General features: G+C 67.0%; 11 protein-coding genes. 6 read left to right on the forward strand and 5 right to left on the reverse strand.

What is annotated here, in order from left to right; all coding sequences use genetic code 11:
- The first annotated feature begins 206 nt into the window (after positions 1-206).
- The 5 genes from AC1ME3_RS12345 to AC1ME3_RS12365 all read left to right on the forward strand — a co-directional run bounded on the left by AC1ME3_RS12345 (position 207) and on the right by AC1ME3_RS12365 (position 5,474).
- Complete coding sequence (locus tag AC1ME3_RS12345) at positions 207-677, forward strand: MarR family winged helix-turn-helix transcriptional regulator (RefSeq protein WP_056489250.1); 471 nt, start codon at positions 207-209, stop codon at positions 675-677.
- Positions 674-2,083, forward strand: a complete 1,410-nt coding sequence (locus AC1ME3_RS12350; RefSeq protein ID WP_480953388.1) for an efflux transporter outer membrane subunit — start codon at positions 674-676, stop codon at positions 2,081-2,083. Before AC1ME3_RS12345 ends, AC1ME3_RS12350 begins: the two co-directional genes overlap by 4 nt.
- Positions 2,080-3,243, forward strand: a complete 1,164-nt coding sequence (locus AC1ME3_RS12355; protein ID WP_480953389.1) for an EmrA/EmrK family multidrug efflux transporter periplasmic adaptor subunit — start codon at positions 2,080-2,082, stop codon at positions 3,241-3,243. Before AC1ME3_RS12350 ends, AC1ME3_RS12355 begins: the two co-directional genes overlap by 4 nt.
- A 277-nt stretch (positions 3,244-3,520) precedes the next feature.
- Positions 3,521-5,065 carry a DHA2 family efflux MFS transporter permease subunit gene (locus tag AC1ME3_RS12360; RefSeq protein WP_107962793.1) on the forward strand — a complete coding sequence of 515 codons (1,545 nt, stop codon included), beginning with the start codon at positions 3,521-3,523 and terminating at the stop codon, positions 5,063-5,065.
- A gap of 133 nt (positions 5,066-5,198) precedes the next feature.
- On the forward strand, positions 5,199-5,474 hold the full coding sequence (locus AC1ME3_RS12365) for a hypothetical protein (protein ID WP_107953852.1): 276 nt from the start codon (positions 5,199-5,201) through the stop codon (positions 5,472-5,474).
- Here the strand turns inward: AC1ME3_RS12365 and AC1ME3_RS12370 are convergent.
- Together AC1ME3_RS12370 and AC1ME3_RS12375 are read right to left on the reverse strand one after the other, a co-directional pair.
- Positions 5,471-6,523: a lactonase family protein gene (locus tag AC1ME3_RS12370; protein ID WP_480953390.1), complete on the reverse strand. Its 1,053-nt coding sequence runs from the start codon at positions 6,521-6,523 to the stop codon at positions 5,471-5,473. The two genes, AC1ME3_RS12365 and AC1ME3_RS12370, sit on opposite strands and share 4 nt — an antisense overlap.
- A gap of 47 nt (positions 6,524-6,570) precedes the next feature.
- Complete coding sequence (locus AC1ME3_RS12375; RefSeq protein WP_480953391.1) at positions 6,571-6,723, reverse strand: hypothetical protein; 153 nt, start codon at positions 6,721-6,723, stop codon at positions 6,571-6,573.
- 77 nt (positions 6,724-6,800) lie between these two features.
- Here AC1ME3_RS12375 and AC1ME3_RS12380 point away from each other — a divergent pair, with 77 nt between their 5' ends.
- Complete coding sequence (locus AC1ME3_RS12380) at positions 6,801-7,118, forward strand: hypothetical protein (RefSeq protein ID WP_480953392.1); 318 nt, start codon at positions 6,801-6,803, stop codon at positions 7,116-7,118.
- 22 nt (positions 7,119-7,140) lie between these two features.
- Here AC1ME3_RS12380 and AC1ME3_RS12385 read toward each other — a convergent pair whose 3' ends face one another.
- From AC1ME3_RS12385 to AC1ME3_RS12395, 3 genes are all read right to left on the reverse strand, one after another.
- Positions 7,141-7,416: a hypothetical protein gene (locus AC1ME3_RS12385; protein ID WP_480953393.1), complete on the reverse strand. Its 276-nt coding sequence runs from the start codon at positions 7,414-7,416 to the stop codon at positions 7,141-7,143.
- Between the two features lie 93 nt (positions 7,417-7,509).
- A complete protein-coding gene (locus tag AC1ME3_RS12390) occupies positions 7,510-8,922 on the reverse strand; it encodes an efflux transporter outer membrane subunit (protein ID WP_480953394.1) in 1,413 nt (470 codons plus the stop codon).
- Between the two features lie 10 nt (positions 8,923-8,932).
- Positions 8,933-12,124, reverse strand: coding sequence for an efflux RND transporter permease subunit (locus AC1ME3_RS12395; RefSeq protein WP_480953395.1), 3,192 nt, complete (start codon positions 12,122-12,124; stop codon positions 8,933-8,935).
- Positions 12,125-12,144: the final 20 nt, after the last annotated feature.

The following is a 12,144-nucleotide window of genomic DNA, read 5'->3' on the forward strand; positions in this document are numbered from 1 at the left end:
TCCTGACGAAAGTCAGGACCCAGAGCCATGACGGACGATCCTCGGTACCCTGGGTCCTGACTTTCGTCAGGATGACGGAGGGTGGGCGAGCGCGCTTGGACGACCTGTTGTGCCGCGGGCGGCCACACCACGAACGTCCGCTGTCTTCACCTCAACATGCAAAACGTGCAATTGACTGCCTGGGCAATGGTTGCCATGGCAATGAAATGGCGTTCTACACCAAATCGGAATTCGGACCGGACTGCTCGCTCGGCTACCTCGCGCGGCGAATCCATCAGATCGGGCAGAGCCTTATCGAGCCGGTGTTCGCGGCGGAGGGTCTGTCGGGGACGCAGTGGTCGGCGCTCATGTCCATCCTCGCAGGCCGGGCGGCGACGTGTGCCGACCTCGCGCGGGATCTTTCGCATGACAAGGGTGCGACGACGCGGCTGGTCGACGCGATGGAGCAGAATGGCTGGGTCACGCGGTCGCGGGCGAGCGACGACCGGCGCGTGCTGAATCTCGAACTGACGGCCGACGGCGAGGCAGTCGCGATCCGGTGTCGCGATAAGATCATAGAATACTGGAACACCCTGCTGACGGGCTGGGACCGGGCTGAAATCGAGAAGCTGATCGAACTGATGCAGAAACTCCGCACGACGCTGGACGACGCTCTGACCGAAGGACGCCGCGCATGAAGATTGGCACTGCCCTAGCCCCGATCACGGTGGCAGGGCTGCTCGCGGGGTGCGCGATCCCGGCGTCGAAGACGGTCGTGGAGCCGGTATCGGCCACCGCGCTGGGGCTGGCGCCGGACGCCGCGCCGGTGATCGCGGTCGACTGGTGGCGGTCGTTCGGCGATCCGCAACTCGATCGGCTGGTGCGCGATTCGCTCGCGGGCAGCCCGTCGCTCGATGCGGCGCTGGCACGGGTCGCGCAGGCGCAGGCGGTGCTGTCGACGCGGCGGGCGGACAATGGCCCCGACGTGACGCTCGATGCGCAGGAGCAACTCGCGCGACTGAGTGGTCGCTATACGATCCCGCCGCCCTATGCCGGGTCGACGCGGTTCGTCGGGTCGACCGCGGCGAACCTCAGCTGGAACCTCGATCTGTTCGGGCGCCAGAAGGCCGCGATCGAGGGCGCGCGGGCGTCGGTGCGTGCGGCTTCGCTCGACGTCGCCGCGGCGCGGATGGCGCTGTCGGGGGCGGTCGTGCAGACCTATATCGATCTCGAACGTGCCGAGGCGCAGGCTGGCATCGCGCAGCGGACGATCGCTACGCGCCAGAATTCGCTGCGGCTGGTGAACGTGCGAATCCGCAACAACCTCGCGAGCAAGCTCGACGCACAGGCGGCGACGACTCTGCTGGCGCAGGCGCGGCAGGCGTTGCTGCGCGCGCAGGCGGCGCAGGTGCTCGCGAAGAATGCACTGGCGGCGCTGGCCGGGCGTGGCGCGGATTACCCGGCGACGATCGGCGCGACGGCGTTGCGGCTCGATGCGGCGTTGCCGTTGCCCAAGACCGTGCCCGCCGACCTGCTCGCGCGACGTGCCGATATCGCGGCTGCGCAGGCGCGGATCGAGGCTGCGGCCGCCGGGCGTCAGGTTGCGCGCAAAGCGTTCTATCCGAACGTCAATCTGGCGGCGCTCGCGGGGTTCCAGGCGGTCGGGCTCGGCAATCTGTTCTCGCTCGATGCGGGCACGGTCGGCGTCGGGCCCGCGGTCCATCTGCCGATCTTCGACAATGGCCGGTTGAAGGCGGATCTCGCGGGCGCGACCGCGGCGCTCGATCTGGCGACCGCGGATTATAACGACCGGGTGATCGGTGCGGTGCGCGAGGCGGGGGACGCGGTTGCGCGGATCGGGGCGCTCGACGCCGACCGGCAGCGACAGCGCGAGGTGGTGCGCGGCTATGCCGAGACCGGGCGGCTGAACGCGATCCGCGTGTCGAGCGGCCTCGATAGCCGGCTCGATCTGGTCGACAACGATGTTCGCACGCTGGCCGCCGAACAGGCCGATGCCGACCTCGCCGCCGATGCCGCGCAACAGCGCGTGCAGCTCGTGCTGGCGCTGGGTGGTGGTTACGATTTTCAGGGGATGACGCGATGACCGATACGCAAACGCCAGCGCCTGCCGCGGCTCCGGCTGGCAATCCGCGCGCACGGAAGCGCGCGCTGACGATCCTCGGCGTGGTGGTCGTGATCGGCGCGATCGTGTGGGCGGTGTTCCACTTCCTGCTCGCCGCGCCTGAGCAGGAGACCGACGATGCCTATGTCGCGGGCGACGTGGTGGCGATCACCGCGCGCGATCCGGGGCAGGTGACCGCGATCCATGCCGACAATACGCAAGTCGTGAAGGCGGGCCAGCCGTTGATCGACCTCGACGCTGCGACTGCCGATGTCGGCGTGGCGTCGGCGGAGGCGGAACTCGCGCGCGCGGTACGGGCTACGCGGTCGGACTTCTCGAAGGTGAACGAGACCGGGGCTGCGGTCGTGCAGGCGGAGGCCGAACTGGCGCGGGCGCGGAACGACCTCGCGCGTCGTCGTGGCGCGGCCGCGGAAGGCGCGATCTCGGGCGAGGAACTGAGCCATGCCGCGGACCAGGTGAAGGTCGCGAGCGCGACGCTGCAACTCGCGCGCAGCCAGCAGGCGCAGTCGCGCAACGGCGTGGTCGGCACCACGGTGTCGAACAACCCGGCGGTGCTGGCGGCGATCGCGGCCTATCGTCGCGCGGCGATCACGCGGAGTCACATGCACGTGGTGGCGCCGATCGACGGCGTCGTCGCGCAACGCACCGTGCAGCTTGGGCAGCAGGTTTCGGCGGGGATGCCGCTGATGGCGGTGGTGCCGCTCGACCGGGTCTGGGTCGATGCGAACTTCCGGGAGACTCAGTTGCGCGATCTGCGGATCGGGCAGGCGGCGACGGTGACGGCGGATATGTACGGGGACGACCTAGTGTATCACGGCCATGTCGTCGGGCTCGGTGCGGGTAGCGGTAATGCGTTCGCTCTGTTGCCGCCGCAGAACGCGAGCGGGAACTGGATCAAGATCACGCAGCGCGTGCCGGTGCGCATCGCGCTCGACAAGGGTGGGCTGCGACGTAATCCGCTGCGGGTCGGGCTGTCGGTGAACGCGATCGTCGATACCGCGGACAAGTCGGGGACGATGGTCGGGCGGCCTGCGGTGGCGGCGTACAAGGGGCTTGCGACTGGGCAGGGGGATGCCGCGGTCGATGCGAAGATCCGCCAGATCATTGCGGCTAACCGGTGATGATTGTGCGGTGGCCGCTAGTGGGATCCGGTCCCTTCTTCTTTGTTCTCCCGCGAAGGCGGGAGCCCAGTCTGGGTCGCCGCCTTTGCGGGGAAACAAGCTTGTCGCTGCCCACCGCGCTTCATACTGCACCACCCCGGCGGAGGCCGGGGCCCAGTTGGAGAGGTGGTCGTAACGGCGCGCTGCCTTCCGTTAGCCTCGTCTCCCAACTGGGCCCCGGCCTTCGCCGGGGTGGTGGATTGGTTGGGATTTGGCTCCCTGAACGGAGTGCTACCTGATGGCAGCCCCCTCCGGCGCCGGTCCCGCCCCTCTCGTCGGCGGCTCGCTAGCCCTCACCGCATTCGCGCTCGCGCTCGGCACCTTCATGCAGGTGCTCGACACGACGATCGCCAACGTCTCGCTTCCCACCATCGCGGGCAATCTCGGCGTTTCCAGCGACAACTCGACCTGGATCGTCACGGCGTTTGCGGTCGCTAACGGCGTCGCGGTGCCGCTGACCGGGTGGCTGATGGGCCGGTTCGGGGTGGTGCGGACGTTCTGCGTGTCCGTCTTCCTGTTCACGATCGCGTCGTTCCTGTGCGGGATCGCGTGGGACCTGCCCTCGCTGATCGGCTTCCGCATCCTCCAGGGCGCGGTATCCGGGCCGATGATCCCCGGCAGCCAGGCGCTACTGATCGCGATTTTCCCCGTCCATAAGCGCTCTACCGCGCTCGGCATCTGGTCGATGACCACGCTGGTCGCGCCGATCATGGGGCCGATCCTCGGCGGCTACATCTCCGACAATTATCACTGGAGCTGGATTTTCCTAATCAACGTGCCGTTCGGGATGTTCTGCGCGTTCGTGTGCTGGAACAAGCTCGGCAAGCGCGACACGCCGACGCGGAAGCTGCCGATCGACCAGGTCGGGCTGATCCTGCTGGTGATCTGGGTAGGCGCGCTGCAGATCGTGCTGGATCTCGGCAAGAACGACGACTGGTTCGCCGCCGACCGCATCGTCATCGCCGCGGTCGTCGCCGCGATCGGCTTTGTCGGCTGGATTATCTGGGAGCTGACCGACGCCAACCCGGCGGTGAACCTGTCGCTGTTCAAGAGCCGCAACTTCACGATCGGGACGATCGCGTTCTGCCTCGGCTATGCTGTGTTCTTCGCCAACACGCTGCTGCTGCCGCTCTGGTTGCAGACGCAGCTCGGCTACACCGCGACCTGGGCAGGGCTGGTCGCGGCGCCATCGGGCGCGGTGGCGGTGATCCTGACGCCGTTCGTCGCGCGGCTGAGCGGCAAGATCGACGCGCGCATCCTCGCCACGGTGGCGTTCGCGTCGTTCGGCTACTCCTATTACCTGCGCTCGGGCTACACGACGGGTGCGAGCTTCTACGACCTGATGCTGCCGCTGATGGTGCAGGGGATCGCGATGAGCACGTTCTTCCTCGCGATGCTGACGATTTCGCTCGACCGTATCCCGGCCGAGCGGCTGCCGTCGGCGACGGGCATCTCGAACTTTGCGCGCATCACCTCGGGCAGCTTCGCCGCGTCGATCATCACGACCGCCTGGGATCGTCGCGAGACGCTGCACCAGAGCCGGTTGTCGGAAGCGATCGGGACCGGTTCGCCGTACCAGATGGCGCAGGGTGCGCTGACGCGGATGGGGCTGACCGACGTGCAGGCGGCGGGTGCGATTACGCGGCAGATGGTGGCGCAGGCGTATCTGCTCGCGTCGACCGACCTGTTCCGCGTCTCGGCCTGGCTGTGCCTCGCGATGGTGATCATCGTCTGGTTCACGCGCCGTGCCAGTCCGCCGCAAGGACCGATCGCGGCGGATTGATCGCTTCGGTTGTCGTTTTCTTACCACCGGCGGGCCGTCGTACGATTGCCCGCCGATTGAAACGTTATCGCAACCACTTGGCCCCTAACGGTCGCTTTACCAGATACGAACTGCCTGTGGGGGGCCAGCTACCATGATGACCAAGAACACCGTTTTGCGGATCGCAGCCGCATGCCTTTTGTCGAGCGCGGCGCCAGCCTGGGCCGGTACGCCGACGACCTGCATCCAATCGATCAGCACGCCGCGCCTGGTCTGCGACGAAGGGGCGTGCGTGCGCGTCTCGGTCAAGGATCTGTGCGACGCAGTGCGCGCGTCCTATCCCGTCAAGCGCCGTGCGGTGAAGCCCATCCGCATCGACGACAACCCGGTCCGTACCGAACTGACGCTGCTGATCGCCAGCGTCAGCTAGGCGACGAAGGCATACGCGGCGCCGGGGACGTGCACCGCGAAGTCGGTCGAGGCGAGCGTCCCGTCCGGCAGGATATCGAGCATCGTCACGCGCTGATTGCGTTCGTGGACGACGATCATTCGGTTTTCCTCTTCCAACACCATGAAGAAGCGCGGCGATGCGCCTCCGCTGGCGACATGCTGGAGGAGTGTGGGATCGCGGTCTTCGTTCAACGCGAAGACCGCGATGCTGTCATGGCCGCGGTTGGAGACGTACAGCCGGTCGCCCGCGGCGTTGGCACCGATGTGCGCGACGATGTTCGCGCTCTGCCAGCCTGCGGGGAGGGTCGATAGTGACATGCGGGGCTTCAGATCGCTACCCTGAACGTCGAGCGCGAGAAGCGTGCTGTCGAGTTCGCAGATAAGATACGCCGATTGCGGGTGCTGCTCGTGGAAAAACAGGTGGCGCGGTCCTGATCCAGGCACGGCCTTGAGCGCAGTACACGGCTCTCCAAACGTTGCCCGTTCCGCGTCGAATGCGAAGGCGAGCACTTCATCGGTGCCGAGATCCGCGACATACAAGAACCGGTTGTCGAGGCCGAAGCCGACCCAGTGCGCATGCGGTGATTGCTGGCGTTCGGGGTTTGGCCCGCTGCCGCTATTGGGGTGCACCACCGGCTGGCCGACCGGCAGCCCGCTCTGCGGATCGAGCCAGAACACCGAGACGCTGCCGCTCGCGTAGTTCGCGACCGCGATGACGGATTGCGTGCGATCCAGCGCGACATGGCACGGTGCTGCGCCACCGACCGGGACGTGCGCCAGCCGGACCCAGCCCGAGGCGGTGCGACGATGGACGCCGAGCGCGCCGTCGTCCTGCTCGTCGACCAGGTAATGAACATCGAACCGCGATGAATAGGTGCCGAACGATGCGTTGCGTGCGTTCGGATATGGAGCGCCAAGCACGCCAGTTCTACTGAGCGGATAGACGCCCGCGCCGCCACCGCCGGCATAGGTGCCGATCCAGAGCGATCGTGTGGTTTCAAGATCGGGGCGGGTGTCGGGAAGAGTCATGTAACGGTTCCTAGCCGCGGTCGGCCCGTCGTCGCATCCAATTCGGATTACCGTTCCAGCAGGGCAATCAGTTGTTCGCGGTACAGCAGCGCCAGTTCCTCATGCATCTGCGCGATGATCGGGGTTGGCGCACGCATCGCCAGTACGGACTGATCATCCATGCGGCGTTCGATCACGGAAGGGTGCGGCAGGAAGTCCATGATCACCGTGTTGCGCCGGCTATGTTGCGGCAGAATTTCTCGACAGGGTTAACGCCAGTAACCGCAGCAAGACGTGGATGTTTCGCCGAAATTTCGGAAGGCTGGTATTGGCGTCGGCGTTGCCCTACCGCGGCGTCATGGGCGATCTGGATAGACTGGTACCTTCGGGGATAATCGAGCAATGGGTCTATCACCTGCGACGACAGCGTTCGCGGGCGAGCGACGCGATCTGGCTGATAGACCAAGGGTTTACCCTGCATGACGGGCAGGATGGTATCCCGTCGCACGACGCCACCGCGCGCTGGCGGGCGGAGCAGGAGACCGTGGTCGAGGAAGTGACCGCGTTGCTAGCGCTCTACGACAAGATCAACCTCGGCAAGGCCGACATCGCCTGACATCACCCGGTTGGATGGGCCACTATCCGATTTCGCCGTAGCTTCGGCGGATCAGCACGCCGGTTTGCTCTAGCGACGAACTGTGCGGCGCTTCGGCATCAGGCATGTCGGCGACCAGCTCGGCTGTGGCAGCTAGGTGCAGATGTCGCTCGCTGAGCGCGAGATGAGCGGCGTACGCCGCCTCCGTTCGCGCGGAAACGGCAAGCACTCGTTCCTGCGCGGCCCGATCCTCGTGATACATAACCTGCGCACGCCAAGCTGCTACGTTCGGATCCGTGTGCTCAATGTCACCGGCCATGCTGCATTCCGTCCACCGTTGAATTTTTAACTCAGGTTAGTTCTCCTTTACAGGCTAATGATCATCGAGGCACCGCCCATTGGGTGGAATTCGTCACGCAGCGGGTCGGTTCGGCGCCTGCCAGCCACCACCGAGCGCACGGAACAGGTCGACTTGCGCCCCCGCGATCCGCGAGTCGGCGGCGGCGAGGTCGGTGTCGGTGTCCGCCAATGTCCGCTCGGCGTCGAGGACATCGAGGAAGTCGATCTGGCCTTCGCGCTGGCGTGCGCGGGTGATGCGCGCGGCGGTGGCGGCGTTGTCGTGCGCGGACTGCAACTGCGTGCGGCGATCGAGTTCGCGGGCGTAGTTCGACAGCGCGGTCTCGGTTTCCTCAAGTGCGGTGAGGACGCTGCCGTCGAAATTGGCGAGCGCGCCGCGCGAGTCCGCCTCGGCGCCGGCGATGCGCGCGCGGGCCGCCGACTGGTTGAGTGACCAGTTCAGCAGGGGCCCGAGCAGCCAGCGGATCGGGCCGCCGGTGAAGATGTCGCCAACGCTGAGCGCGGTCGAGCCGATCGACCCACCGAGCGAGATCTGCGGATAGAGTTGCGAGGTCTGCACGCCGATCCGCGCCGTCGCTGCCGCAAGCCGGCGTTCGGTGGCGTGGACGTCGGGGCGGCGGGCGAGCAGCGCCGCGCCGTCGCCGATCGGGATCGGCTGGTCCAGGCGCGGCGTGGTGGTACGCGCGCCGGCGGTTGCGGGCAGGTCCTGCGGGGTGCGGCCGGTTAGCGTGGCGAGGCGGAAGAGTGCGGCCTGACGCTCGGCTTCGATTTGTGGGATGTTGGCGGCGCGCTGGTCGCGCAGGGCGGCGATCCGGACCTGGTCGAGGCGGGCTGCACGACCGGCGTCGACGCGCTTGCCGGTCAGTGTGTTCGACTTGTCGAGCAGGTCGACGATCCGCCGCGCGACCGCGAGACGTTCGGCGGACGAGGCTGCATCGACATAGGCGCGGGTTGTTGCCGCGACGATCGAGACGCGGACGGCGTCCGCATCGGCCTGCGCGGCGCCGACGTCACCGCGGGCTGCTTCGACGTTGCGGCGGACTCGGCCGGCGAGATCGACCTCGTAGCTGACGTCCAGGCCTACGTCGTAGGTTGCGCGCTCACGGTCGAGACCGGGCAGGTTCTGGAGTTGCGAGGTGCGCGCGTAATTGCCGCTCGCGCCCGCGTTTACCTGCGGCTCGCGGTCGGTCTTCGCACCGCGCAACGACGCGCGGGCGCTGTCGAGGCGGGCGACGGCGACGCGGAGGTCGGTGTTGGCTGTTAGCGCGTCCGCGACGAGGCCGTCGAGGACCGGGTCGCGGTACATACGCCACCAGTCGTTGTCGGGCGCGGTCGTGACGGTGGCAGCATTCGCAGTGACGAACGACGCCGCTGCCTTGGGTGGGGTGATCGGTGCGACATAGTCGGGGCCGGCGGCGCAGGCGGCGAGCGTCAGCGCCGAGAGGCTCGCGAGGAGGGCGGACTTCATGATGCTGGTCCTATTCGGCTGGCTGAAGGGTCGTGGCGGGACCGTTGGTCTCTGGGGCTGGCTTGCCGCGTTCGAACCGCAGCGCCAGCGCCCGTGCGACGACATAGAAGGTGGGGGTGAAGAGCAGGCCGAACCCGGTCACGCCGATCATCCCGAAGAACACCGCGGTCCCGAGCGCCTGGCGGAGTTCCGCACCGGCACCGGTCGCGATCACCAGCGGCACTGCGCCCAGGATGAACGCGAAGCTCGTCATCAGGATCGGCCGCAACCGGTCCTTCGCCGCGCGCACTGCGGCCTCGACCGGGGTGAGGCCGTCCTGTTCCTCGGCCTGCTTGGCGAACTCGACCACGAGGATCGCGTTCTTCGCGGCGAGCGCAATCAGCACGACCAAGCCGATCTGCGTGAGGACGTTGTTGTCCATGCCCCGCAGGTTCACGCCGGTCATTGCGGCGAGCAGACACATCGGCACGATCAGGATGATCGCGAGCGGCAACGTCAGGCTCTCGTATTGCGCGGCGAGCACGAGGAAGACGAACACCACCGCCATGCCGAAGACGAGCGCGGCGGTGCTGCCGGCGGCTTTCTGCTGATAGGCGATGCCGGTCCATTCATGCGCGTAGCCGGCGGGCAGCGACGCATCGGCGAGCTTCTCCATCGCGACCAGCGACTGGCCGGAGGAATAGCCCTTGGCGGTGTCGCCATCGACCTCGACCGCGGGGAAGAGGTTGTAGCGGACCACGCGATACGGGCCGGTCTTGTCCTTGAACGTCGAGACCGAGCCGACCGGGACCATCTGGCCCGAGTTGGAGCGCGTCTTCAGGTTGGCGATGTCCGCGGTGGTGTTGCGGAACGGCGCATCGGCCTGGGCTGTGACGCGGTACGTGCGGCCCAGTAGGTTGAAGTCGTTGACGAACGCCGAGCCGAGATAGACCTGCAACGCCTCGAACACGCGCTCCGGTGGAACGCCCAAGAGGTTGGCCTTGGCGCGGTCGACGTCCGCGAAGATGCGCGGGGTGGCGGTGTCGAAGAACGTGTAGATCTGGGCGAGACCCTTGGTCTGGTTCGCTTGGCCGATCAGCGCGTAGCTCGTCTTGCCGAGGTCGGCGTAACCGTGGCCGCCCTGGTCCTGCACCATCAGGCGATAGCCGCCGGCCGAGCCGATGCCCTGGATCAGCGGTGGCGGGACGATCAGCAGACGCGCTTCGGTGATGTCGCCGGTCGCCTTTTGCGACTCCGCCATGATGCTGGCGAGGGTGACGCCGAGTTTCTTGCGTTCCTCGAAGCTCTTCAGCGGGATGTACGCGGCGGCCGAGTTGGGGGCGAGCGTCTGCGACGGGCCGTCGAAGCCCGCGAGCATGACCGCGCCCTTGACGCCAGCGAGCGGCAGGATGCGTTTCGCGACCTTCTGCATGACCGCGTCGGTGCGCTCGACCGACGAGCCGGGCGGAAGCTGGATGACGGTCAGGAAGTAGCCTTGGTCCTGCGCGGGGACGAAGCCCGACGGGGTGATCGTGAACACCCCGACGGTGACCGCGATCAGCGCGGCATAGGCGATCATCATCCGGCGCGGCGCGGTGACGAGGCGCGCGGTGAGGCGGGCATAGCTCTCGCTCATCCGCTCGAACCCGCGGTTGAAGGCATCGCCGGCGCGGCGCACGGTGCGAGTCAGGCGGTTGCCGGAATCGGCGGGGGCGGTCGGCTTGAGGAGCATCGCGGCGAGCGCTGGCGACAGCGTCAGCGAGATCAGCAGCGAGATGATCGTTGCGGTCGAGATCGTCACCGCGAACTGGCGATAGAACGCGCCCGAGAGCCCGGTGAGGAACACCGTCGGGATGAACACCGCGCAGAGCACGAGGACGATCGCGACGAGCGCGCCCGACACTTCGTCCATCGACGTGCGCGCCGCCTCCAAGGGGGAGAGCCCGTGTTCGAGGTTGCGCTCGACATTCTCGACCACGACGATCGCGTCATCGACGACGATGCCAATCGCAAGGACGAGGCCGAACAACGAGAGGTTGTTGAGGCTGTACCCGGCCGCGGCGAGCACCGCGAAGGTGCCGATCAGCGAGACCGGGATCGCCACGATCGGGATGATCGCCGCGCGCCACTTCTGCAGGAAGACGAGGATGACGAGCACGACGAGGACCATCGCCTCGAAGAGCGTGTGCTTCACCGCGTCGATCGACTGCGCGATGAACTCGGTCGGGTTGTAGATGACCTTGTATTCGAGGCCCTTGGGGAAGCGCTTCGACATGCTCTCCATCTCGGCGGTGACGGCCTGTGCCGCGCCGAGCGCGTTCGAGCCGGGCCGCTGGAAGACCGCGGCGATGACCGTGGGCTTGCCGCTGAGATAGGTGTTGGCGCCATAATCCTGCGCGCCGAGTTCGACGCGGGCAACGTCGGAAACGCGGACCTGGCGGCCTTGCGTATCGGTGCGGATGACGACGTCGGCGAACTGCTTGGGATCGGTCAGGCGGCCCTGCGTCTCGACGTTGAGCTGGAACGCGCTGTTGCCCTTGTCGTACGGCGGCTGGCCGAGCGTGCCCGCGGCGACCTGGACGTTCTGCGCGCGCAGAGCGGCGACGATTTCGCCGGCGGTGAGGTCGAGCGCGGCGGCGCGGCCGGGATCGATCCAGATGCGCATCGAATAATCGCGTGCGCCGAACAGCTGCACGTCGCCGACACCGTCGATGCGGCTGAGGCGATCGCGGACCTGTGTCAGCGCGTAGTTGGAGATATAGCCGCGATCGAGCGAGTTGTCGGGCGAGACGAGGTTCACGACCATCAGGAAGTCCGGCGACGTCTTGCGCGTCACCACGCCGAGACGCTGGACGTCTTCGGGCAGGCGCGGGACGGCGACGGCGACGCGGTTCTGGACGAGCACCTGCGCGGCGTCGAGATTGGTGCCGATCTTGAAGGTGACGGTGATCGTAACCTTGCCGTCCCCGGTCGATTGCGACGACTGGTACAGCATGTTGTCGACGCCGTTGATCTCCTGCTCGATCGGCGCGGCGACGGTTTCGGCGACCGTCTCGGCGGAGGCGCCGGGATAGGTCGCGCTGACGGTGACGGTGGGGGGGACGATGTCGGGATATTGCGACACCGGCAGCGTCATGTAGGCGATCGCGCCGACGATCGTGATGATCACCGCGATCACGCCCGCGAAGATCGGCCGGGTGATGAAGAAGCGCGAGAAGCGCATGGGAATTTCCTCGGTAGAGG

The sequence above is a fragment of the Sphingomonas sp. BL2 genome (genome assembly GCF_056680015.1).